We start from the raw sequence: 22,225 nt of genomic DNA on the forward strand, positions 1-22,225 counted from the left end.
GCATAACCTGTGTCAATGACCGGTGGCGCGGGCGGGGGGGGAATTCAAAAGCAAGCAGCGGGATGCCCCGCCCGGGCTCGGGGCCTAGATTTCGTTCATCATGCAACGGAGCGATGCCATGAACATGACAAGCAAGACCGAAACCCGCGCCCTCGCCACCGCCGCCGACCCGCGCTGGGCGGCGGTGCGCGCGCGCGACGCCAGCGCCGACGGCCAGTTTTTCTACTCGGTGCGCAGCACCGGCGTCTACTGCAAGCCCTCCTGCGGCGCCCGCGCGGCGCGGCCGGAGAATGTGGCCTTCCATGCCAGCGCGGCTGCGGCCGAGGCGGCGGGCTTTCGCCCCTGCCGGCGCTGCCGGCCCGACCAGCCGCCGCGCGCGCAGCGCCAGGCCGCGCTGGTGGCCGAGCTGTGCCGCTTCATCGAGGCCAGCGAGACGCCGCCGGCGCTGGCGATCCTGGCCGAGCGCGCGGGCCTGAGCCCGCATCATCTGCACCGCCTGTTCAAGGCCCAGACCGGCCTGACGCCGCGGGCCTATGCCGAGGCGCACCGGGCGCGGCGCCTGCGCGCCCAGCTGCCGGCCGCCGACAGCGTCACCGCGGCGGCCTACGAGGCCGGCTTCAATGCCAGCAGCCGCTTCTATGCCCGGGCCGAGGGCCTGCTGGGCATGGCGCCGCGGCGCTACCGCGACGGCGGCGCCCAGGCCGAGATCCGCTTCGCGATCGGGCAATGCGCGCTGGGCGCGATCCTGGTGGCGCAGAGCGGCCGGGGCCTGTGCGCGATCAGCCTGGGCGAAGACCCGGAGGCCCTGCTGCGCGAGCTGCAGGACCAGTTCCCGAAGGCGCGGCTGATCGGCGGCGACGCCGAGTTCGAGCGCCTGGTGGCGCGGGTGGTCGGCTTCGTCGAGGCGCCGGGCCTGGGCCTGGACCTGCCGCTGGACGTGCGCGGCACGGCCTTCCAGCAGCGCGTCTGGCAGGCCCTGCGCGAGATCCCGCCGGGCCGCACCGCCAGCTATGCCGAGATCGCCGAGCGCATCGGCGCGCCGGCCGCGGTGCGCGCGGTCGCCGGCGCCTGCGCGGCGAACCGGCTGGCGGTGGCCATCCCCTGCCATCGCGTGCTGCGCCAGGACGGCAGCCTGTCGGGCTACCGCTGGGGTGTCGATCGCAAGCAGGCCTTGTTGGACCGGGAGCGCGGATGAAGCCGGTGGTGGATTGGACGCGGGCCGAGGCGGAGCTGGACCAGCGCGGCTGCGCGCTGCTGCCCGGTTTTCTGGACGCGGCCGACTGCGCGGAGCTGGCGGCGTTGTACGAGCGGCCGGCGCTGTTTCGCAGCAAGGTGATCATGCAGCGCCATGGCTATGGCCAGGGCGAGTATCAGTACTTCGCCTATCCGCTGCCCGTGCCGATTGCGGCGCTGCGCTCGGCGCTGTACCCGCCGCTGGTGCCGATCGCGAACCGCTGGCAGCAGGCCCTGGGTCTGCCGGGGCGCTTCCCGGCCGAGCATGAGGACTTCATCGCGCAATGCCATGCGGCCGGCCAGCGGCGCCCGACGCCGCTGCTGCTGCGCTACCGCGAGGGCGACTACAACTGCCTGCATCAGGACCTCTACGGCGAGCAGGTGTTCCCGCTGCAGATCGCGGTGCTGCTGTCGCAGCCGGGCGAGGATTTCGAGGGCGGCGAGTTCGTGCTGACCGAGCAGCGCCCGCGCATGCAGTCGCGGCCCGAGGTGGTGCCGCTGCGGCGCGGCGACGCGGTGCTGTTCGCGGTCAACCAGCGCCCGGTGACGGGAACGCGCGGCATCTACCGGGTGGCGATGCGCCATGGCGTCAGCCGCCTGCGCGCCGGCCGGCGCCATACCCTCGGCATCATCTTCCACGATGCGGCATGAGCCAGAGCGAGCTGTTCGCCCCCGAGGCCGGTGCCCGGCAAGACCTGGCCCCGGGCGCCTTCCTGCTGCCCGGCTATGCGCTGGACGAGGCCGAGGGCCTGCTGACCGCCGCGGAGGCCGTCTATGCGGCCGCGCCGCCGCGGCGCTGGCTGACGCCGGGCGGGCGGCGCATGGCGGTGGCGATGAGCAATTGCGGCGAGCTGGGCTGGATCAGCGACGAGCATGGCTACCGCTATGGCGCGCTGGACCCCGACAGCGGCCACCCCTGGCCGGCGATGGACCCGCGGCTGCGCGGGCTGGCCGGCCGCGCCGCGGCGGCCTGCGGCTTTGCGGACTTCCGGCCCGATGCCTGTCTGCTCAACCGCTACGAGCCGGGCACGCGGCTGTCGCTGCACCAGGACAAGGACGAGCTGGACTATGGCCAGCCCATCGTCTCGGTCTCGCTGGGCCTGCCGGCGATCTTCCTGTTCGGCGGGCTGCGGCGCGCCGATGCCTGCCTGCGCCTGGCGCTGCGCCACGGCGATGTGCTGGTCTGGGGCGGGCCGGCGCGGCTGCGTTATCACGGCGTGGCGCCGCTGGCGGCGGGCGCGCATGAGCGCCTCGGGGCGCTGCGCCTGAACCTCACATTCCGCAAGGCCGGCTAGCCGATTTGGCTTAGGATGGGCCGCATGCTTGTCGTGATGCGGCGACCGCTCCTGCTGGCCCTGTTGTCGACCCCGGCCCTGCGGCCGCTCGGGGCGCAGCCGGCGACCACGCTCGCGGTGCTGGCCGAGGCCTTCCCGCCGCTGCAGTACGAGACGCCGGAGGGCCTGCCCAGCGGCTATGTCCATGCCTTCGTGCAGGAGCTGCTGGCGCTGGCGGCGCGCGAGCAGCCGGCGCTGGGCGCGCGGCCCCTGCAGTTCGTGCCGCTCAAGCGCGCGCTGGCCCAGGCCCAGGCGGAACCCCATGTGCTGCTGCTCAGCGTGGCCCGCACGCCGGAGCGCGAGGAGCAGCTGCAGTGGCTGCGCGAGGTGGCGCCGTACCGGCTCTGGCTTTATCGGCATCGCAGCGCGACGACGCCGGCGCCGCGCAGCCTGGCCGAGCTGAAGGGGCGCAACCTGCGCTTCGGCGTGCAGGACCAGAGCAACTTCGAGGCCTGGCTGCGCCGCCAGGGCATCGCCCAGGGCAGCGACAACAGCCGCATCGAGGTGGTGCGCCAGAACGCGCTGAACCTGCGCAAGGCGCAGCTGCAGCGCATCGACCTGTTCGCCCATCCGGAGATCAGCCTGGCCTACCGGGCGCGCGAGCAGGGCTTGAACCCCGAGGAGTTCGAGGCCGTGCTGCCGATCCCGGAGCTGAGCCTGCCACTGTGGCTGGCCTGCAGCCGCGGCATGGAGCCGCCCCTGGTCCAGGCGCTGCTGCGCGCCGCGGACGGCCTGATCGCCGCCGGCCGCCTGGAGGCGCTGCGACGCCAGCATGGCCTGCCGGCCGCGCGTTGATGCCGCCGTGCGCATGTCGCGCAAACGGGGTCCGCGCTGCTTCTAGACTCGCGCCCCTTGTCGGCAGTTGCTGGCGGAACTTAAGCGGCGGCCCGATGCGGTCGCCCTGACCACACAAGAACACCAGCCTTGAGGGAGGGTCGTCGCGCCGGCAGCCGCTGCCGGTCGCGCCGGCCGGGCCGTGCGCGCGTCCGAGATCTACCGTTACCCCGTCCAGACATCGTCCTTTGGCACCGACCCGCTGCGCGAACGCCGCCGGGTGGTGCAGGAGGAATTCGCCGCCGGCGCCACGCCGCCGGTGCGGCTGGACACGACCAGCTTCACCTCCTCGCCGCTGCAGGACTTCATCGACGAGGCGCAGCACGACGTCTACTACGGCCTGAAGCCGCTGGGCCAGCTGGCCGAGTCGGTCAAGGCGGTGCACACGCCCGCCTACTCGCGCGGCCAGTACACCTTGTACGAGGGCGATGGCCTGCGGGTGCGGGTCGAGCTGGGGCCGCTGATGTGGCAGCACACCGAGCGCGGCGGCACGATCGGCGGCCTGGTCGACACCTTTGCCTGATCAGGCGCGGTACTGGCGCCGGTAGGCGCTGGGCGCCAGGCCGAGTCGGGCCTGAAAATGCTGGCGCAGCGACAGGGCCGAGCCGAAGCCGGCCTGCGCGGCGATGCGCTCGACCGGGCGGTCGCTGGTTTCCAGCAGGCGCCGGGCGCGCGCCAGGCGCTGCTCCAGCAGCCAATGCTGCACCGTGGTGCCGGTGGCCTGGCGGAACTGGCGGGTGAAGCTGCGCCGGCTCATCAGCGCGCGCGCCGCCAGCTGGTCCAGGCTCAGGCGCTGGTCCAGATGCCGGCCCATCCATTCCAGCAGCTGCTGCAGGCGCTGCTCGCCGGCGCTGACCGGCAACGGTTGCTCGACGAACTGGGCCTGGCCGCCGCTGCGGTGCGGCGCCACCACCAGGCGGCGCGCCAGCCGGTTCGCCAGCTCGGCGCCGCAGCGCTGGCGCAGCAGGTGCAGGCAGCAGTCCAGCGCGGCGGCGGTGCCGGCCGAGGTCAGCAGCCCCTCGTCCTCCACATACAGCGCATCGGCCTCCAATTGCACCGCGGGATGGCGGGCGGCGAACTCGGCCGCGGCCATCCAGTGGGTGGTGGCGCGCCGGCCATCCAGCAGGCCGGCCTCGGCCAGCACGAAGGCGCCCAGGCACAGCGCGACCAGCTGCGCGCCGCGCGCGCGGACGCGGCGCAGCGCCTGCAGCAGCGCGGGCGGCGCTGGCGGCAGATGGTCGGGCCAGGCCGGCACGATCACGATGTCGGCCCGCTGCAGCGCGGCCAGGCCGGCCTGCGGCGTGATGCCGAAGCCGCTGGAGCAATGCAGGGTGCCGGTCTGCAGGCCGCAGACGGTCAGCTCGAAGCGCGGCAGGCCCAGCGCGCTGCGGTCCTCGCCGAACACCAGGCAGGGCACGGCCAGGTGGAAGGCGCTGATGCCCTCGAAGGCGAGCACGGCGATGCGCAGCGGGGCGGTTTCGGAATCGGTCTTCTTCTTGCTCATCTTGGCCCGATCCTAACGAAAGCGGTGAATCGGGCCACTGTCGCGGCGGGCCGCCCCTCGGAAGAATGAGACCATCGCAACCCTGAAGGAGCGCCCCATGAGCCAAGCCACCCCGCGCCGCGCGCTGATCGTGATCGATGTGCAGAACGAGTACGACGCCGGCGGCGGCCTGCCGATCGAATACCCGCCCTTCGCGCAATCGCTGCAGCGCATCGCCGCGGCGATGGACGCGGCCCAGGCCGCCGGCGTGCCGGTGATCGTGGTGCAGCATGACGCGCCCGCGGATTCGCCGGTGTTCGCGACCGGCTCGCGCGGCTGGCAGCTGCACGAGGTGGTGGCGAGCCGCCCGCACCAGCACCTGATCCGCAAGACCCGTCCCAGCAGCTTCGTCGGCACCGATCTGCAGGACTGGCTGCGGGCGCAACACATCGACACGCTGACCGTCTGCGGCTACATGACCCAGCATTGCAATGCCTCGACCGCGGTGCAGGCCTCGCACCTGGGCCTGCAGGTGGAGTTCCTGGCCGATGCCAGCGGCTCGCCGTCCTACGAGAACGCGGCCGGCCGGGCCAGCGCCGAGGAGGTGCACCGCGTCTACACGGTGGTGCTGAACACCGGCTTCGCGGCGGTGCTGGACACGGCGGACTGGATCGCCGCGCTGCGCGAGGGCCGCGCAGTGGCGGGCGACAACATCGTCGCGTCCAGCCAGCGCGCACGCCGTTCGCAGGGCGCATCAGCACGCTGAATCCGGGCCGCAGAATGCGGCGATGCATGACGACGTCCACGCCCCCCGTCGATCCGGCCGCCCGGGCACGGCATGGCTGCTGGCCGCCAGCCTCGCGCTGGCCGCCTGTTCCACGCTGCCGCGGGAACCGCTGGCCGAGGCCGACGCGGCCATGCGCGAGGCCATCGAAGCCGGCCAACTGCCCGGCGGCGTGCTGTGGATCGAGAGCGCGGCGCGCGGCGCCCGCTACCACCGCGCCTACGGCCAGCGCGCGCTGCGGCCCGCGCCGGAGCCGCTGGACGAGGCCACCGTGTTCGACGCCGCCTCGCTGACCAAGGCGGTGGTGACCGCGCCGCTCGTGCAGCTGCTGCGCGAGGAAGGCCGGCTGGAGCTGGACGCGCCGCTGCAGCGCTACCTGCCCGAATGCCGCGGCGCCGGCTACGAGGCGATCAGCCTGCGCCTGCTGCTGACCCATGCCTCGGGCCTGCCGGCCGGGCTGTCCCGCAATCCGCCCTGGAGCGGCCCCGAGGCGGCGCTGCGCCTGGCCTGCGCCCAGACCCTGACGGCCGCGCCGGGCAGCCAGTTCCGCTACTCGGACATCAACTTCATCTTGCTCGGCGCGGTGCTGGAGCGGGTCTCCGGGCTGCCGCTGCAGCGGCTGGCGCGCGAGCGCCTGTTCGAGCCGCTGGGCATGCGCGACAGCGGCTACCTGCCGCTGCAGCACCTGCCGGCCGCGCGCATCGCGCCGACGCAGGAGATCGCGCAGGGTCAGGTCTTGCGCGGCGAGGTGCACGACCCGACCGCGCGCGCGATGGGCGGCGTGGCCGGGCATGCGGGCCTGTTCACCAGCGCGGCCGACCTGGCCCGCTTCGCGCGCATGCTGCTGAACGGCGGCGTGGCCGAGGACGGGCGCCGGCTGCTGTCCGCGCAGAGCATGGCCCTGATGAGCACGGTGCAGTCGCCGCCGGCGCTGGCCGAGCGGCGCGGCATGGGCTGGGACATCGACACGCCCTATTCGCGCCCGCGCGGCGGCCTCTATCCGAAGACCAGCTTCGGCCACACCGGCTTCACCGGCTGCGTCCTCTGGATCGATCCAGGCAGTCGCAGCTTTTACATCTTGTTGTCAAACCGCGTGCACCCCGGTCAGCCGAGCAATCTGCTGCCGCTGTACGAGAGGCTGGGCACCCTGGCGGCGCGCGCCGCGGGCCTGGATCGGGGCTCGAGCTCCCCCTAGTTTGTCGGCCGGCAGGCCCCGAAGCCGTCATGGCGCTGGGCGAAACTTGCCCGCGACTCACATAAGGGGATTGTCATGAACCAGATCAAGAGCCTGCTGCGCGGTGTGGCCGCTCTGCTGGCCGGCTCGCTGGCCGCCAGCGGCGCGATGGCCGGCTTCATCACCACCAACGAGGCGAAGATGGACAGCATCTTCAGCCAGGCCGGCTTCGGCGCCAACACGATCGACATCCGCTTCAATGCGCCGCTGAGCTATGTGCGCCCGACCCTGGTGGGCATCGACAGCCTGGCCGAGTGGAATCAGATGACGGCCCTGGCCGTGCCGAACGCCAAGACGGTCAGCATGTTCTTCACCGACAGCATCAGCTGGTGCGGTGGCACCGGCTCGAACATCATCGGCTGCGCCGACACGCCGGGCAATGTGCTGGCGCTGGATTCCGACTGGGCGGCGAATCCCAGCTTCGGCGGCGTGCTGGCCGCGCATGAGCTGGCGCACAACCTGAACCTCGGCCATCTGTCGAGCACCAACAACCTGATGAACCCGACCATCGGCAGCAACAACAGCTTCCTGAGCTCGGCCCAGATCAGCACCCTGCTGCAGAGCCCGCTGATCCAGTTCGACGGCACGCGCCGCTACATCTCGATCACGCCGATCGCGCTGATCGCGACCGCGGTGCCCGAGCCGGGCAGTTGGCTGATGATGGGGCTGGGCCTGGGCGCGCTGGGCGTCGCGGCGCGGCGTGGCCGTTGCACCGCGGCGGACCCCACCGTCACTCGCTGAGCTGCAGGCCGACGCGCGGGCCCTCGTTGCCCACGCGGTCCAGCGCCGAGACCACCAGGCCGTCGAGCCCCTGGCGCTCCAGCAGCAGCTCCGGCTGCTGCGTGGTCGAGAAGCTCCAGACCTGACCGCGGCGCTGCCACAGCGCATAGCGCAGCACCGGCTTGCCGGGGCCGGCCGCCAGGCGCAGCCGCAGGCGGCCCGCATCGGCCTCCTGCAGCTCGGCCTGCGGCGCGGCCGGGCCGCCGGCCTCCAGCCAGGGCGTCGCGGGCACCAGGGCCTCCTGCTGGTAGAGGCCGCGCTGCAGCGCATCGGCCAGGCCGCGGCGGTTCTGCATCAGCGCGACCATGCTGAAGTGCACATGGCCGCTGCCGGGGTAGGCCTGGCGCGTGATCTCGATCTGCGCGCCGATCTCCTCGATCGGCCAGCTCTCGGCCTTGTCGGCCGGCGTGACGCGGCTGGTGAAGAGGCCGGCCCAGACATGGCGGCCCTGCTTGTTCTGCGCCTGCCAGTAGTCCAGCAGCGGCGCGAAGGCTTGGGCCTTCTGCGCGCGCGGCCAGTAGAGCTGCGGCACCAGATAGTCCAGCCAGCCCTCGTGCAGCCAGCGCTCGACATCGGCATAGAGCTTGTCGTACTGGCTGAAGCCGGTGATGCCCTCGGGCCGCAGCGCGGGCTTGGGCAGGCCGAAGGGGCTGATGCCGAAGCGCACCCAGGGCTTGGTCGCGAGGATCAGCTGATGCAGGCGGCGGATCATCTCGTCGACGTTCTGGCGCCGCCAGTCATGGCGGCCCAGCTTGCCGCCACCCTGCAGGTAGCGCTGCCAGGACGGCTCGTCCGGGAAGTCCAGCTCCAGCTTGGCCGTGGGGTCGCTGCCCGGCTGCGGGATCGGGTAGGGGTAGAAGTAGTCGTCGATATGGATGCCGTCGACGTCGTAGCGCTGCAGCACGTCGCGGAACACCGCCAGCGTGTGCTCGGCCGCGCCGGGCTCGCCCGGGTCCAGCCATTGCTGGTCGCCATAGCTCTTGACCCAGTCGGGATGGGTCTGGCTCAGATGGTTGGCCGCGGCCGGGGACTTGGCGCTGTTCTGGCGCGCACGGAAGGGGTTGAACCAGGCATGCAGCTCCAGGCCGCGCTGGTGCGCCTCGGTGATCCACAGCGCCAGCGGGTCGTAGCCGGGCGACTGGCCCTGGCGCCCGCTCAGGTACTCGCTCCAGGGCTCCAGGCGCGAGTCGTAGAGCGCATCGGTGCTGGTGCGGATCTGGAACACCACCGCATTGAGCTTCAACGAAACCGCCCGGTCCAGGATCGCGCGCATCTCGGCCTGCTGCTGCGCGGCGCTCAGGCCTGGCTTGCTGGGCCAGTCGATATTGGCGACGGTGGCGACCCAGGCGGCGCGGAACTCGCGCGGCGCGGGCGGCGCGGCCTCGGCCAGTTCGGGCGCGCTGCGGCCCAGCGGGCGGGGCAGCAGCGGCGCGCGGCTGCTGCAGGCGGCGAGGGCGGCGGCCGAGGCGGCCAGGGTCAGGACGGAACGGCGTTGCATGGGCGAAGGAGGAAGAAGAAAAGTCAGACCTTGACGAACCAGCGCTTGCGGTACATGAACCAGGCCACCGCATACATCGCGGCGACGAAGCCCAGCGCATACAGCAGCGAGGCGTTGACGGGAGCGATGGGCAGCTCGCGGATCGGCGCATAGAGCAGCGCCTTCAGCGAACGTTCCCCATCGGGTTTGATGAAACCCAGCAGCTTGGCCACCAGGCCGGAGAAGGCGAACAAGAAAAGCGCGTTCATGCCGAACACCACCAGCGGATGGGCCCAGCGCGCCACCCGCTCGCGCAGCAGCGGCAGGGGCATCGCATCCAGCAGCCAGTAGCAGCTGCCGAACACCAGGCAGGCCCAGCCGGCCATTGCGACCGCATAGGACGGGGTCCACAGGCTCTTGTTGATCGGCATCAGCCAGGCGCCCAGCACCTCGCCCAGCCACAAGCAGGCAAGACCTGCCACCATGAACCACATCGCCTTCTCGACCGGGTTGCGCTTGCTCGCCAGCCAATGGCCGGCCAGCAGGCCGAAGACCTGGCTGGCCACGGCCGGCAGGGTGCTGAGCAGGCCCTCTGGGTCCCAGGTGCGGCTCTGGCGCCAGAGATGGCCGTCCATCAGCGCGCGGTCCAGCCAGGCGCCGACATCCTCGCCGGGGCGCAGCGAGCCGGTATGCCAGACGCCATGGGCATCCGGCACCGGCACGCCCAGCTGGATCAAGCTGTAGAGCGCCAGCAGGCCGAGAGCCCAGGCCAGCTGGCCGCGCCAGCCCCACCACAGCGCGATCGGCGCGGCCAGCAGGGTGCACAGGCCCAGGCGCTGCAGTACGCCGGGGATGCGCAGCTCGGCCAGGTTGAAGGCCGGAATCAGGTTCAGCAGCAGGCCGATCGCGATGATGGTGGCGGCGCGGCGCGCGGTCTGGGCCAGCAGCGAGACCTTGTCGTCGCCCAGCGCCGCACGGCGGCCCAGGCTGATCGTCATCGAGATGCCGCTGATGAAGACGAAGAAGGGGAAGATCCAGTCGGTGAAGGTCCAGCCGTCCCAGGCGGCATGGCCCAGCGGGGCGTAGAGATGGCCCCAGTCGCCCGGGTTGTTGACCAGCAGCATCGCGGCGATCGTGAAGCCGCGGAAGGCGTCCAGCGAGAGCAGGCGATGGGAGGCGCTCATGCGTCCTTTTTTCCGAAGTCGGCCGGCACCTTGATCAGCGCGGCCATCGCGAACGAGGGCACGGTCGAGACCAGCACCCAGGCGAAGAACATCGGGTAGCCGACATGGTCCTGCAGCCAGCCGCTCCACATGCCCGGCACCATCATGCCCAGGGCCATGAAGCCGGTGCAGATCGCGTAATGCGCGGTCTTGTGCGGACCGTCGGCGACCAGGATCATGTACATCAGGTAGGCGGTGAAGCCCAGGCCGTAGCCGAACTGCTCGACCGCCAGCGCGCTGCTGACGATCCACAGGTTATGCGGGTGCCACAGCGCCAGCGCCAGGAACACGACGTTCGGCACATGCATCGCCAAGATCAGCGGCCACAGCGCGCGCTTCAGGCCGATCCGGGAGATCACCCAGCCGCCGGCCAGGCCGCCCAGGGTCAGCGCGGTCAGGCCGACGGTGCCATAAGCGATGCCGACCTCCTTGGTCGTCAGGCCCAGGCCTCCGACCTCCGGCTTGTCGAGCAGGAAGGGCGAGGCCAGCTTCAGCAGCTGCGCCTCGGGGAAGCGGTAGAGCAGCAGGAAGCCGAGCACGACCAGGATGCCGGGCTTTTTGAAGAACTCGACGAACACGCCGAAGAACTCCCGCACCGGATTGCCCTGCACCTGGCGCGCGCTGTCGCTGGCCGGGCGCGGCAGCATGAAGAAGTGATAGACGGCCATCGCGGCGAACAGCCCGGCCAGCACCCAGAACACCACGCTCCAGGCCAGGGTCATGCTGCCGGTGCGCTCCTGCAGCTCGCCGGCCAGGTAGACCAGGCCGCCCTGGCCGCCGATATTGGCCAGGCGGTAGAAGGTGGAGCGCACGCCGACGAAGGCGGCCTGCTCATGCTGCTTGAGCGCCAGCATGTAGAAGCCGTCGGCCGCGATGTCGTGCGAGGCCGAGGCGAAGGCCATCAGCCAGAACACTGCCAGGGTCAGCTGGAAGAACTTGGGCGCGGGAATGGTCAGCGCCACCATCGCCAGCGCCACGCCGACCAGGAACTGCAGCGCGACGATCCAGGCGCGCTTGGTGCTGAACATCTCCACCAGCGGCGACCACAGCGGCTTGATCACCCAGGGCAGGTAGAGCCAGCTGGTGTAGAGCGCGATGTCGGTGTTGGAGACCTCGAGGTTCTTGTACATGACGACCGAGAGGGTCATCACGACGACATAGGGAATGCCTTGGCCGAAGTAGAGGCTGGGGATCCAGGTCCAGGGATTGCGGGGGCTGGTGGTGGGCGTGGTCGTCGTCGTCATGCGCTCGGTCGGCTGGGTTCGGTCGGCTGGGGTGGTAGCAGCAGCTGCAGCCGCATCCTCAGGCGCGCATTCTCGGCCCGCAAGCGGGACAACTCCATCTGCTCGGCCGTCGCCGCATGGCCGGCCGCATTTTCCAGCCCGCCCTCGCGCTGCTGTGCCTTGGCCCAGTTGCGCAGGGTCTGCTCGGCCAGGCCCAGCTCGCGGGCGGTGGCATAGACGCCCTGGCCCGCCGCCAGTGCCAGCGCCGCGCGCTTGAAGTCCAGCGTGTATTCGCGCTTGGGCGCCCAGCGCAGGTTCATGGGCGTGGCTCTCAGTCCCGCAGGGCCTGGCGCACGCTGCCCTGCGCCAGCTCCAGCAGCTGGCGCGCGGCCTCCACCGAGACCTTCTTGCGCAGCGCCACCACCGCCACCTTGACATGGAAGTCGCAGCGCTCCAGCACCGCGCGTGCGGCGGCCTCGTCCACCTCGGCGGCGCGCATCGTCAGCGCCACCGCGCGGCGCACCAGCTTCGCGTTGGTCGCCTTCAGGTCCACCATCAGATTGCCGTAGACCTTGTTGAGCTTGACCATCAGGCTGCTGGAGAAGGTGTTCAGCGCCATCTTCTGTGCGCTGCCGGCCTTCAGCCGGGTCGACCCGGAGATCACCTCGGGGCCGGTGTCCAGCGTGATGCCGATCTCGGCCGCGGCCGTCACCGGCGCGCTGGCGTTGTTGGCGAAGCCGATGGTTAGCGCGCCGGCCGCGCGCGCCGCCTTCAGCGCGCCCAGCACATAGGGCGTGCCGCCCGAGGCGGCCAGGGCCAGCAGCACATCGTTGGGGCCGATGCCCACACCTTGCAGGTCGCGCTCGCCCTGGTCCTGGTCGTCCTCGGCGCCTTCCACCGCGACGAACATCGCGCCCTGGCCGCCGGCGATCAGGGCCACCGCGCGCTCCTGCGGCCAGGAGAAGGTCGGATAGAGCTCGACGCTGTCCAGCACGCCCAGGCGTCCCGAGGTGCCGGCGCCGGCATAGACCAGGCGCCCGCCGGCCTGGATGCGCGGCAGCGCCGCCGCCACCGCCGCCGCCAGCTGCGGCCCGGCCGCGCGCACCGCCCGGACGGCGTCCAGCTGGTCCTCGACGAAGGCGCTGATCAGCTGGGGCAGTTCGTAAAGATCCAGGTCCGCGTGGGTGCTGCTGGGCGTCTCGGTCTTGAGCATGGGGAGGTGGGGCCGTTGTCGGGTTTGCTGGGACTCTAATGGTCTACAAATGGTCTGACCAATGAAAGCAGGCTTTGCGCCCATAACACCAGGTAATCGCTACCGGATTCAGCGGCGCTGTAAGGAAGCGCGGGGCTGGGGCGACAGACGCAGGCGTCCCGCAAGGGCGCATCACCCCGACCCCTATCGTCAACCTCGATCCAGGAGACCATCATGCAAGCACATCTGAAGACCGGCCTGAGCGTGGCCGCCGCGGCCGCCGCCCTGTTTGCCAGCGCGGGTTTCGCCCCCAGCGTGCAGGCCGCCGACGGCATGGTCAAGTGTTCCGGCATCAACAGCTGCAAGGGCAGCTCCGAATGCAAGACCGCCAAGAGCGAATGCAAGGGCCACAACAGCTGCAAGGGTCAGGGCTGGGTCAGCAAGAAGAGCGCCGACGAATGCACCAAGGCCGGCGGCAAGGTGGAGATGGACGCGAAGAAGTAAGCAGGTCCTCCACATCAGCCGCGGTTCCACCATGTCCAGCGCCGCCGTCACCGGTTTCGGCCTCGGCCTGCGTCCCGAGCATTACCGGGCCCTGGCCGAGCCGCTGCCGCCCGCGCTGCGCCCGGACTGGCTGGAGATCATTTCCGAAAACTACCTGGTGCCCGGCGGGCGCCCGCTGCAGCACCTGGACCGCCTGCGGCGCGACTACCCGATGGTGATGCATGGCGTGTCGCTGTCGATCGGTGGCAGCGACCCGTTGGACCTCGGCTATCTGCGCGAGCTGAAGGCCCTGGCCGAGCGGGTGCAGCCGGCCTGGGTCTCGGACCATTTGTGCTGGACCGGCATCGGCGGGCACAACAGCCATGACCTGCTGCCGCTGCCGCTGACCGAGGCGGCGCTGCGCCATCTGTGTGAGCGCATCGACCGGGTGCAGGGGCTGCTGGCGCGACCGCTGGTGCTGGAGAACGTCTCCAGCTATCTGCGCTGCGCGGCCGACGAGATGGACGAGGCGGAGTTCGTCGCCGAGCTGCTGCGCCGCAGCGGCTGCCGGCTGCTGCTGGACGTCAACAACGTCCATGTCTCGGCGCGCAACCATGGCTACGACGCGCGGGCCTATATCGACCGCCTGCCCGCCGTGCAGATCGTGCAGATCCATCTGGCCGGCCATGAGGACCGCGGCGACCTGCTGATCGACACGCATGACCAGCCGGTCTGCAACGCGGTCTGGGCCCTGTACGTGCATGCGCTGCAGCGCCTGGGGCCGCGGCCGACGATGATCGAACGCGACGACCACATCCCGCCGCTGCCCGAGCTGCTGCAGGAGCTGGATCTGGCGCGTGCGCTGAGCCGCTCGGTCTGCCCGCCGGAACCGGTGGCCGCGGCATGAACCAGCAGCCCGCGCGCCTGGCCCGGCAGCAGGCCCTCTTGCATGCCGCGATCTGCGGCAATGCCGAGCTGCTGCAGGCCTGGTCCGACGGGCCCGGGTTGGACGTCTACCGGCAGGCCTACCGCGCGCGGCTGCTGGCCGCGCTGCGCGACAACTACCTGGTGCTGCAGCGCGCGCTGGGCGACGCGGCCTTCGACGCGCTAGGCCTCGCCTATCTGGCCGCCCGGCCCTCAATGAAGCCATCGATCCGCTGGTTCGGCGACGGCCTGGCCGATTTCATGTCGAGCGCCTGGCCGGCCCTGCCGCATCCGGCGCTGGTGGACCTGGCGCGGATGGACTGGGCCCTCAGGGCGGCGTTTGATGCGGCGGATGCGGCACCGCTGGATGCGCAGGCGCTGCGCGAGCTGCCGCCCGAGGCCTGGCCGACGCTGCGCTTTGCCGCCCATCCGAGCGTGCGTCTGCTGGAGCTGGACTGGGCGATCGAGGCCGCCTGGCGTCGGCTGCGCGAGGCCGATCCGGAGCAGGGCGCCGAGGCGCTACCGGCGCCCGAGCCCCTGCGCCATCACCTGCTGGTCTGGCGCGAGGCGCTGGAGACGCGCTGGCGTTCGCTGCCGGCGCTGGATGCCCTGCTGCTCGGTGCCGTGCTGGATGGCCAGGATTTCGACGCGGTCTGCCAGCTGGCCGAGCGGCAGCTGGGTGCTGAGCAGGCCGCGCCGGCCGTGGTGACGTTGCTGCAGCAATGGCTGGCCGCGGGACTGCTGTTGGCGAATACCACGGCCTGAGCGCCGGGCGGCGCTTTCGGCGATCATGGGGCACCGCCATTTCCTGATCCCGCCATGCCGTCGATTGCCCGTCCCCTACTGCTCGCCGCCGTCTTGTCGGCCTGCGTCTTGAGCAGCCACGCCGCCCTGCCACCCGGCGCCCCAGCCCCCGACTTCAAGGCCGAGGCCGCGGTCGGCGGCAAGGCCTTCAGCTTCCATCTGGCCAGCGCGCTGCGCGAGGGGCCGGTGGTGCTGTACTTCTATCCCAAGGCCTTCACCAGCGGCTGCACGATCGAGGCGCACCGCTTTGCCGAGGCCACCGAGGAGTTCCGCAAGCTGGGCGCGCGCGTGATCGGCATGTCCAACGACGACATCGACACCCTGAAGAAGTTCTCGGTCGAGGCCTGCCGCAGCAAGTTCGCGGTGGCGGCCGATGCCGGCGCCAAGGTGATGAAGGACTATGACGCGGCGCTGCGCCTGGCCCCCGGCATGGCGGACCGCATCTCCTACCTGATCACGCCGGACGGCCGCATCGGCGCGGTGTTCGAGAGCCTGAGCCCGGACGGCCATGTCGAGGCGATGCTGAAGGCGGTGCAGCAGTGGAAGACGAAGAGCAAGTAGCCGTTGGTGACGGCGGCGGGCGCAAGCCCTGACCCTGCTGGCGCGGTAAGCTGGCCTTAATCGAGGCTGGCGATGCTGCGCTCATGATGATGAAGTCGCGCATCGCCTGGTTCTGTGTCCTGTGTCTGATGGGCCTCGGTGCGCGTGCCGATCCGGAACCCGCGGCCGCGGAGCCCGAGCACAAGGGCGCGCGTTACCTGCTCGGTGCCGCCCTGTCGGTCGAGCCCGAATACGCGGGGGCCGATCGGCAGCGCTTCAAGCTGCGCCCGCTCTGGGCGATGCAGTATGGACGCTTTCGCCTCAGCACCAGCCGCGCCAGCGGCCTGATGAGCCTGGGCGGCGGCGAGGCCGGTGGTCCCGGCGCCAGTCTGGACCTGTTGCGCGGTGAACGGTTGCGCCTGGGGCTGTCGCTGCGCGTGGATCGCGGGCGCGACAGCGACGAATCCGCGCACCTGGCCGGCGTGCCCGATGTGCGTGGCACCCTTCGCGGCCGGGTCTATGCGTCCTATGTCCTGGCCGGTCCCTGGTCGCTGGCCGGCGGGCTGTCGCAGGACCTGCTGGGGCGCAAGGGCGGCCTGCTGGGCAGCCTGGACCTGAACTATCGCGGGCGGCTGGGGCCGGGGACCGAATGGGGCGCGGGGGCCGGCCTGTCCTTTGGCGACCGTCGCTATATGCGCAGCTATTTCGGCATCAGCGAGGCGGTGGCGGCGCGCAGCGTCTATGCCGTCTTCGACCCGGAGCGCGCGACCCGCGATCTGCATGCCGGCATCGGCCTGAGCCGCGTGCTAGACCGGCATTGGGTGGGTTTCGTCGGTGCGGGGATCTCGACCCTGCTGGCCGATGCGGCGGCCAGCCCGCTGACGCAGCGCCGCTACAGCTACTCCGCCGCGGCCGGCCTGGCCTACCGCTGGGGCCCCTGAGCGGCGGGCAGGCCGAACTGCAGCCGGTAGCAGCTGCGATAACCCTTGGGCGGCGGCACCGCGGCGAACACCGCGCCATGCACGCTGGCGACCTTGTCCACCACCCGGTGCCCCAGGCCCAGGCCCAGGGTCGGCAGGCGCCGCGGGCCCTGCGTCGGCAGGGCCACCGCGGCGTCCGCGCGGTCGCAGACCTGCAGCCATTGCTGTCCGGGGTCGAGCTGCACCTCGACCAGGCTGCCGGGTGGCGTGTGGCTCAGCGCGTTCTCGACCAGGTTGCGCAGCGCCAGCTCCAGCAGCACCGGATGGCCCTGCAGCGGGAAGGGCTCGTCCGTGCCGCCGAGCGCCAGCTCATGGCCGCCGTCCAGCGCAGCCTGCGCATAGTCGGCCAGCACCCGGCCGGCCAGCTCACGCAGGTCCAGCGCCTGCTGCGCCTCGGCCAGCTCGGTGCGGCTGGCGCGGGCCAGCGCCAGCAGCTCGTTCAGCACCTGGGCGGTGCGCAGCGCCTCCTGCTCGATGCGCGCCAGCGCCTGCTCGCGCTCCGCGCCGTCCAGCGCGCCGCGCAGATTGCCGGCATGCAGGGTCAAGGAGGCCAGCGGCGTGCGCAGCTCATGGGCCAGCTCGTTGGCCAGCTCCTGCTCACGCGTCAGTGCGGCGCGGTAGCGCGCGCTCAGCGCGTTGATCGCCTCGACCACGGCCTGGAACTCCTGCTTGCGCTCGGCCAGCGGCAGCGGATCGGGGCGGCGCGGATCCAGGCCATGCACCTCGTCCGAGAGCGCGTACAGCGGCCGCAGGCCGCGCCGCAGCGCCAGGCCCAGCGCCAGCGCGACCACCGGTAGCAGCCACATGCCCGGCTCGGCGACCTGGCCGGCGATGTCCATCGCCAGGTCGTGGCGCTCGTCCTCGCGCAGCAACACCATCACGCGGCGCTGGTGGCGCGGGTCCCAGCGCGCGAAGCTGCGCCAGGGCTCGTCGGCCAGCTGCAGGGTGGCGAAACCCTCGCCGTCGTCGAAGGCCGGCACCGGCGCCAGGCCGGTCTGCGAGACCAGCCGGCCGGCCTCGTCCCAGATCAGCACGCTCAGGCTCTGCTGGTAGTCGTGGCTCTTCAGGTCCGGCGGCAGCAGGCCGGTGCGCGCCGGCGTGCGGTCGATGAATTCGCTGCCGCCGCGCTGGTTCAGCAGCAGCGCGGCGACGCTGGCCAGATGGCCGTCGGTCAGTTCGTCGGCCTCGTGCAGGCCGGTCATGAAACCGACCGCGATGAAGCTGCCCCAGACCAGCACCAGCGCGCCCAGCACCCAGGCCAGCAGGTGGCGCAGCAGGCTGCTGCTGGGCGGGGCCGGCGGCGTCACGGCTCGGCCGGGATGAAGTAGCCGACGCCGCGCACCGTGCGGATCAGTTCCTCGCCGAGCTTGCGGCGCAGGTGGTGCACATGCACCTCGATCGCGTTGCTGCCCAGCGCCTGGTCGAAGTTGTAGAGGCTGGCCTCCAGCTGCTGGCGCGACAGCACGCGTGGCCGCACCTCCAGGAGCGCGGTCAGCACGCCGAACTCGCGGCTGGACAGCTCCACCTCGGTGCCGGCGCGGCGTACGCTGCGCTTGGCCGGGTCCAGCTCGATCTCGCCCCAGCGCAGCAGCGGCTGGGCGCGGCCCGAGGCGCGCCGGCGCAGCGCGCGCATGCGCGCGGCCAACTCCTCGGCATTGAAGGGCTTGGTGACATAGTCGTCGGCGCCCATGTCCAGGCCGGCGATGCGCGAGGCCAACTGGTCGCGCGCGGTCATGATCAGCACCGGCGTCATCGGGTCGGGTAGCCGGCCCTCGGGCGCCTGCCGCAGGCGCTGCAACAGCTCGCCGCCGTCGCCGTCGGGCAGGCCCAGGTCGAGCAGCAGCAGCTCGAAGGGCTCGGCGCGCAGCGCCGTCCAGCCGGCGGCCACGCTGCCGGCGATGTCCACCGCATGACCCTGCTGGCGCAGCTGGGCGCCCAAGCCCTGGGCGATGCCCTCGTCGTCCTCGACCACCAGTACACGCATGCGGGCATTGTGCCTCGGCCGCATGGGGCAGCTAAGGGCCGCTTAAGACCGCCCCGGCATGGTGCCGCCCCATGTCAAAAAAGATCGCCTCCGATGCGCGCCTGGCCCTGGCCACCGGCGCGGCCCTGTTGTTGCTGCTGGCCTGGGAGGGCAGCGGCCTGGACCTGCGCCTGGCCGCGCTGGCCGGCGGGCCGGCTGGGTTCGCGTTGCGCGAGCATTGGCTGCTGGTCGATGTGCTGCACCAGGGCGGGCGCCTGCTGGCCTGGCTGCTGATGCTGCTGGTGAGCCTGGGCCTGTGGTGGCCGCAGGGGCCGCTGCGCCGGCTGGCCTGGTCGCAGCGCTTGCAGCTGGTGCTGTCGGGCTGGCTGGCGGTGCTTGTGGTCAGCCTGCTGAAGGGTGCCAGCAGCACCAGCTGCCCCTGGGATCTGCAGCAGTTCGGCGGCGTGGCGCGCTATGTGCCGCATTGGCTGGGCTTCTGGCGCGGCGACGGCGGCGGCGGGCATTGCTTCCCGGCCGGCCATGCCTCGGCGGGCTTTGCCTTCGTCGGCGGCTATTTCGCCTTCCGCGGCGTGGCGCCCGCGATCGCGCGGCGCTGGCTTTGCGCCGCGCTGGCTGCGGGCCTGCTGCTGGGCCTGTCGCAGCAGCTGCGCGGCGCGCATTTCATGAGCCACACCCTGTGGTCGGCGCTGCTGTGCTGGCTCTCGGCCTGGGCCCTGGACGGGATGTGGCGCCTGCGCCGGCGGCCGCTCGCCGGCCAGTCCTGAATCGCTGCGCGCGTCACCGGTGTCAGGGACAGGTCTTGCCCCGCCCGGCCGGGCGGGTGGCGCCGGCCGGCGCGGCGCCATACACTGGTCTGGCAGCTCCAGGGGATCAGCATCGGATCCACCACGCCACCCCCGATGTCGCCGGACCAACCGCTGGCCAGGACCCTGGCCCGGCCGCCGAGCTTGTGTCCGTTTTGCGAGCATCGCAGCCCGCCGGGCTCGAAGTTCTGCAACGAATGCGGCGCGGCCCTGCACCTGCGGCCCTGCCCGCATTGCGGCGCGCTCAACGACATCACCCAGACCCGGCAATGCGCGCGTTGCAAGCAGGATCTCGGCCTGGTCGGCGAGCCGGCGCCCGAGCGCGCCGCCGAGGCGGCGGAGACGGCCGACTGGCAGGTCGCGGACGAGCGCCGCCATGCGCTGGTGTTCACGGCCACGCCCGCAACGGCGCCGCCCATGCTGCCGACCTTGCGGCGTTGGCCGCTGACCCTGGCCTTGGCCCTGCCGGCGCTGGGCGCGCTGCTGGCCTATCGCCTCTATGGCCCGGCCGCACCGCCACCGGCCGTTCGCCCCCCTCCTGCGCCGGCCGCATCTCAGCCCCTATCACCGCCGCCGCAAGCGGTCGTGCTCCCGGCGCTGGCGGCCTTGCCGCCACCCCTCGCGGCGTCCGAAGCGGCGGAAACCGTCGAGGACCACCTCCAGCGCGAGGCACCGTCCGGCGCCGGCTTGGTCGAGATCCGGCCCGTGGCAAAGCCGCGTCAGGCCGCGCCGGCGCATGGCCGCGACGCACCCCCACGCGCGGCGCGCAGTGCGCTGGCCGACGATCCGGCGCAGCGCCCGACGCCGCCGCCGGGGCCCTGCACCGATGCCGTCGCGGCGCTGGGCCTGTGCGCCGGCGATGCCGCCAACCCCTCGAGGAGACCGTGATGATGACGACAACGATCAAGATGCTGGTGGGCGCTGCCGTCGCGGCTGGCGGCCTGTTGCTCGCCTGCGGCGTTGGCCTTGCGGCCACGGTCGACTACAAGATCGTCACCGCCTCGGACAAGGGCACCTATTACGCGATCGGCAAGGACCTGGCGCGCTATGTCGCGCCCGGGGCCGACATCAATCTGGAGGTGCTGGCCACCTCGGGCTCGGCGGCCAATGTCAAGCTGCTGCGCTACGAGCCGGGCGTCAAGTTCGCGGTGGTGCAGGCCGATGTGTTCCAGGCCTTCGTCGACCGCTCCGGTGCCGGCAATGCCGAGGCCAGCGCGCTGATCCGGCCGCTGCGCGTGATCCTGCCGCTCTACAACACCGAGATCCACTACATCGTGCGCGCTGACTCGCCGCTGAACTATCTGCACGATCTGCGCGACGCCAAGATCAACGGCGGCCTGGTCGGCAGCGGTGCGGCGCTGATCACGCACACGCTCTACCGCATGATGTTCGGCGGCCCGATGCCCGACGCGCAGGCTAGCTTCCTCTCCAACGAGGAGGCCCTGGTCAAGCTGATCGGCGACAAGTCGGTCGACGTGGTGGTGGTCGCGGCCGGGCAGCCGGCGCCGCTGATCGCCAACATGAAGCCGGAGGCGCAGAAGTTCATCAAGCTGCTGAAGTTCGATCCCAACCATCCCTCGGCCAAGTTGCCGCTGGGCACCTACACGCCGGCCACCGTGTTCGCGCGCAGCTATCCGAACCTGCTGAGCGAGGACTTCACGACCATCTCGGTCGGCGCCTTCCTGGTCACCTACGACTACAACCTGAGGGGCACGGTGGAGAGCTTCCGCAGCTTCGGCCGCTCGCTGTGCCAGAACTTCGAGCGGCTGCAGGAGCATGGTCATCCCAAGTGGCGCGAGGTCAAGCTGGCCCTGCCCGAGCTGGGCTCGGGCTGGATCTACTACCCGCCCACCGCGCGCGAGCTGCGCGCCTGCACGCCGAAGAAGCGCTGCTCCAACGAGGAACGCATCCTCGGCCTGTGCAACTGAAGAAGGCGCGTCAGCCCGCCGGCGCCGCGCTCAGTTCCTCGCGCAGCCATTGCCGCAGCGCCACCAGCGGCGCCCAGTCCTCCAGCGCCGGCGGATAGGCCAGGTGATAGGGCTTGGCATGCCGGTAGCTGATGGTCAGCGGCGACAGGCGCTTGAGCCGGCCGTCGCGCAGCGCATCGGCCGCCAGGATCTCGCGCGCCAGCGCGATGCCCAGATCCTGCTCGGCCGCCTGCAGCAGCATCCCGGCGTCGTTGAAGACCGCCACCGGCGTGATGCGGCGGGTCACGCCGGCGGCCGCGAACCATTCGACCCAGGGCTCGTCGTCGCCCAGCAGCGGCTCGGCGCCAAAGCAGCTCTCATGCGGCTCGGCATGGGGGCGCCGGCCGGTCAGGCCCAGGCGCTTGGCCGCCGCTGGTGAACCGACCACCACCAGCGGCATCGAGATGCCGATCAGCACCTCGGACGCCAGCCCCGGCCAGGGGCCCGAGCCCTGGCGGATGCCGGCATGGAAGCCCTCGCGCGCCAGGTCGACCAACTGGGCCGAGGTGCTGATCTCCAGCACCAGGCCCGGATGCCGCTGGCGCCAGCGCTGCATGCGCGGCAGCAGCCAGCGCTGGGCGAAGGAGGGCAGCACCGACAGACGCAGGGTCTGCGCATCCAGCCCGGCCGCGTCGCCCGCCGCGGCGACGCCGCGCTCCAGTTCCGCCAGCGCCTTGTTGACGCTGGCCAGCAGGGCCTCGCCCGCGCCATTCAGCACCAGGCGGCGGCCGCGCCGCTCGAACAGCGGATGCCCCAGCTGGGTCTCCAGCGTCCGCAACTGATGGCTGACCGCGCTATGGGTCAGGTGCAGGCGCTCGGCCGCGGCGCGCAGGTTCTGCAGCTGCGCCACGACGCGGAAGGTCGGCAGGGTGTTCAGGGGCAGGCGGGACATGTGGCGTGGCGGCTTTGCTGGTTAGAAATTTCGACCAAATCGGCGAAAAAC

At 71.6% G+C, this 22,225-nt stretch carries 24 protein-coding genes and 1 pseudogene; 16 read left to right on the top strand and 9 right to left on the bottom strand.

Annotated features, from left to right (window positions below; all coding sequences use genetic code 11):
* The first annotated feature begins 118 nt into the window (after nucleotides 1-118).
* From ada to G8A07_RS01915, 5 genes are all read left to right on the top strand, one after another.
* Complete coding sequence (gene ada, locus G8A07_RS01895) at nucleotides 119-1,195, top strand: bifunctional DNA-binding transcriptional regulator/O6-methylguanine-DNA methyltransferase Ada (RefSeq protein ID WP_195795449.1); 1,077 nt, start codon at nucleotides 119-121, stop codon at nucleotides 1,193-1,195.
* Nucleotides 1,192-1,884, top strand: coding sequence for a 2OG-Fe(II) oxygenase (locus G8A07_RS01900; protein ID WP_195795450.1), 693 nt, complete (start codon nucleotides 1,192-1,194; stop codon nucleotides 1,882-1,884). The genes ada and G8A07_RS01900 overlap by 4 nt, the downstream gene beginning before the upstream one ends.
* Entirely contained in the window at nucleotides 1,881-2,528 is a 648-nt protein-coding gene (gene alkB / locus G8A07_RS01905) for a DNA oxidative demethylase AlkB (protein WP_195795451.1), read from the top strand. The genes G8A07_RS01900 and alkB overlap by 4 nt, the downstream gene beginning before the upstream one ends.
* Nucleotides 2,529-2,564: 36 nt before the next feature.
* Nucleotides 2,565-3,362: an ABC transporter substrate-binding protein gene (locus G8A07_RS01910; protein WP_195795452.1), complete on the top strand. Its 798-nt coding sequence runs from the start codon at nucleotides 2,565-2,567 to the stop codon at nucleotides 3,360-3,362.
* A gap of 181 nt (nucleotides 3,363-3,543) precedes the next feature.
* Nucleotides 3,544-3,924 (top strand): hypothetical protein, encoded by a 381-nt coding sequence (locus G8A07_RS01915; protein ID WP_195795453.1) that lies wholly within the window; start codon nucleotides 3,544-3,546, stop codon nucleotides 3,922-3,924.
* On the opposite strand, the gene G8A07_RS01920 is transcribed toward G8A07_RS01915, so the two are convergent.
* Entirely contained in the window at nucleotides 3,925-4,905 is a 981-nt protein-coding gene (locus G8A07_RS01920) for a GlxA family transcriptional regulator (protein WP_195795454.1), read from the bottom strand.
* Nucleotides 4,906-5,002: 97 nt separating this feature from the next.
* Between G8A07_RS01920 and G8A07_RS01925 the strand changes: the two genes are divergently transcribed.
* The 3 genes from G8A07_RS01925 (at nucleotide 5,003) to G8A07_RS01935 (ending at nucleotide 7,643) form a co-directional block, all read left to right on the top strand.
* On the top strand, nucleotides 5,003-5,650 hold the full coding sequence (locus G8A07_RS01925; RefSeq protein WP_195795455.1) for a cysteine hydrolase family protein: 648 nt from the start codon (nucleotides 5,003-5,005) through the stop codon (nucleotides 5,648-5,650).
* A 22-nt stretch (nucleotides 5,651-5,672) separates the two neighbouring features.
* Nucleotides 5,673-6,863 carry a serine hydrolase gene (locus tag G8A07_RS01930; RefSeq protein WP_195795456.1) on the top strand — a complete coding sequence of 397 codons (1,191 nt, stop codon included), beginning with the start codon at nucleotides 5,673-5,675 and terminating at the stop codon, nucleotides 6,861-6,863.
* Between the two features lie 75 nt (nucleotides 6,864-6,938).
* A complete protein-coding gene (locus G8A07_RS01935) occupies nucleotides 6,939-7,643 on the top strand; it encodes a PEP-CTERM sorting domain-containing protein (RefSeq protein WP_195795457.1) in 705 nt (234 codons plus the stop codon).
* Here G8A07_RS01935 and G8A07_RS01940 read toward each other — a convergent pair.
* The 5 genes and pseudogenes from G8A07_RS01940 to G8A07_RS01960 all read right to left on the bottom strand — a co-directional run bounded on the left by G8A07_RS01940 (nucleotide 7,633) and on the right by G8A07_RS01960 (nucleotide 12,902).
* Nucleotides 7,633-9,180 carry a glycoside hydrolase family 10 protein gene (locus G8A07_RS01940; protein WP_195795458.1) on the bottom strand — a complete coding sequence of 516 codons (1,548 nt, stop codon included), beginning with the start codon at nucleotides 9,178-9,180 and terminating at the stop codon, nucleotides 7,633-7,635. The genes G8A07_RS01935 and G8A07_RS01940 overlap by 11 nt on opposite strands.
* A 23-nt stretch (nucleotides 9,181-9,203) precedes the next feature.
* Nucleotides 9,204-10,343, bottom strand: a complete 1,140-nt coding sequence (locus tag G8A07_RS01945; RefSeq protein WP_195795459.1) for an acyltransferase family protein — start codon at nucleotides 10,341-10,343, stop codon at nucleotides 9,204-9,206.
* The gene (locus G8A07_RS01950) at nucleotides 10,340-11,626 is read right to left on the bottom strand and encodes an MFS transporter (protein WP_195795460.1); all 1,287 of its coding nucleotides are present in this window, start codon (nucleotides 11,624-11,626) and stop codon (nucleotides 10,340-10,342) included. Before G8A07_RS01950 ends, G8A07_RS01945 begins: the two co-directional genes overlap by 4 nt.
* 38 nt (nucleotides 11,627-11,664) lie before the next feature.
* Nucleotides 11,665-11,925, bottom strand: a pseudogene (locus tag G8A07_RS01955) (transposase); the annotation flags it as partial.
* An 11-nt stretch (nucleotides 11,926-11,936) separates the two neighbouring features.
* The gene (locus G8A07_RS01960) at nucleotides 11,937-12,902 is read right to left on the bottom strand and encodes an N-acetylmuramic acid 6-phosphate etherase (RefSeq protein WP_195795462.1); all 966 of its coding nucleotides are present in this window, start codon (nucleotides 12,900-12,902) and stop codon (nucleotides 11,937-11,939) included.
* Between the two features lie 129 nt (nucleotides 12,903-13,031).
* On the opposite strand from G8A07_RS01960, the gene G8A07_RS01965 reads away from it, so the two are divergent.
* From G8A07_RS01965 to G8A07_RS01985, 5 genes are all read left to right on the top strand, one after another.
* The gene (locus G8A07_RS01965) at nucleotides 13,032-13,301 is read left to right on the top strand and encodes a hypothetical protein (RefSeq protein WP_195795463.1); all 270 of its coding nucleotides are present in this window, start codon (nucleotides 13,032-13,034) and stop codon (nucleotides 13,299-13,301) included.
* A 31-nt stretch (nucleotides 13,302-13,332) separates the two neighbouring features.
* On the top strand, nucleotides 13,333-14,187 hold the full coding sequence (locus G8A07_RS01970) for a DUF692 domain-containing protein (RefSeq protein ID WP_195795464.1): 855 nt from the start codon (nucleotides 13,333-13,335) through the stop codon (nucleotides 14,185-14,187).
* On the top strand, nucleotides 14,184-14,969 hold the full coding sequence (locus tag G8A07_RS01975) for a DNA-binding domain-containing protein (RefSeq protein WP_195795465.1): 786 nt from the start codon (nucleotides 14,184-14,186) through the stop codon (nucleotides 14,967-14,969). Before G8A07_RS01970 ends, G8A07_RS01975 begins: the two co-directional genes overlap by 4 nt.
* 63 nt (nucleotides 14,970-15,032) lie before the next feature.
* The gene (locus G8A07_RS01980; RefSeq protein ID WP_195797545.1) at nucleotides 15,033-15,569 is read left to right on the top strand and encodes a peroxiredoxin; all 537 of its coding nucleotides are present in this window, start codon (nucleotides 15,033-15,035) and stop codon (nucleotides 15,567-15,569) included.
* Nucleotides 15,570-15,652: 83 nt separating this feature from the next.
* Entirely contained in the window at nucleotides 15,653-16,489 is an 837-nt protein-coding gene (locus G8A07_RS01985; RefSeq protein WP_195795466.1) for a MipA/OmpV family protein, read from the top strand.
* Here the strand turns inward: G8A07_RS01985 and G8A07_RS01990 are convergent.
* Nucleotides 16,471-17,835 (bottom strand): histidine kinase dimerization/phospho-acceptor domain-containing protein, encoded by a 1,365-nt coding sequence (locus G8A07_RS01990; protein WP_249937191.1) that lies wholly within the window; start codon nucleotides 17,833-17,835, stop codon nucleotides 16,471-16,473. The two genes, G8A07_RS01985 and G8A07_RS01990, sit on opposite strands and share 19 nt — an antisense overlap.
* Nucleotides 17,832-18,512: a response regulator transcription factor gene (locus G8A07_RS01995; protein WP_195795467.1), complete on the bottom strand. Its 681-nt coding sequence runs from the start codon at nucleotides 18,510-18,512 to the stop codon at nucleotides 17,832-17,834. Before G8A07_RS01995 ends, G8A07_RS01990 begins: the two co-directional genes overlap by 4 nt.
* A gap of 71 nt (nucleotides 18,513-18,583) precedes the next feature.
* On the opposite strand from G8A07_RS01995, the gene G8A07_RS02000 reads away from it, so the two are divergent.
* The 3 genes from G8A07_RS02000 to G8A07_RS02010 all read left to right on the top strand — a co-directional run bounded on the left by G8A07_RS02000 (nucleotide 18,584) and on the right by G8A07_RS02010 (nucleotide 21,243).
* Nucleotides 18,584-19,276: a phosphatase PAP2 family protein gene (locus G8A07_RS02000; RefSeq protein ID WP_195795468.1), complete on the top strand. Its 693-nt coding sequence runs from the start codon at nucleotides 18,584-18,586 to the stop codon at nucleotides 19,274-19,276.
* Between the two features lie 135 nt (nucleotides 19,277-19,411).
* The gene (locus G8A07_RS02005; RefSeq protein WP_195795469.1) at nucleotides 19,412-20,203 is read left to right on the top strand and encodes a zinc ribbon domain-containing protein; all 792 of its coding nucleotides are present in this window, start codon (nucleotides 19,412-19,414) and stop codon (nucleotides 20,201-20,203) included.
* Nucleotides 20,203-21,243, top strand: coding sequence for a TAXI family TRAP transporter solute-binding subunit (locus G8A07_RS02010; RefSeq protein WP_249937192.1), 1,041 nt, complete (start codon nucleotides 20,203-20,205; stop codon nucleotides 21,241-21,243). Before G8A07_RS02005 ends, G8A07_RS02010 begins: the two co-directional genes overlap by 1 nt.
* A 10-nt stretch (nucleotides 21,244-21,253) precedes the next feature.
* Here G8A07_RS02010 and G8A07_RS02015 read toward each other — a convergent pair whose 3' ends face one another.
* The gene (locus tag G8A07_RS02015; protein ID WP_195795470.1) at nucleotides 21,254-22,174 is read right to left on the bottom strand and encodes a LysR substrate-binding domain-containing protein; all 921 of its coding nucleotides are present in this window, start codon (nucleotides 22,172-22,174) and stop codon (nucleotides 21,254-21,256) included.
* Nucleotides 22,175-22,225 lie beyond the last annotated feature (51 nt).

It is taken from the genome of Roseateles sp. DAIF2 (genome assembly GCF_015624425.1).
Lineage (GTDB): Bacteria > Pseudomonadota > Gammaproteobacteria > Burkholderiales > Burkholderiaceae_C > Kinneretia.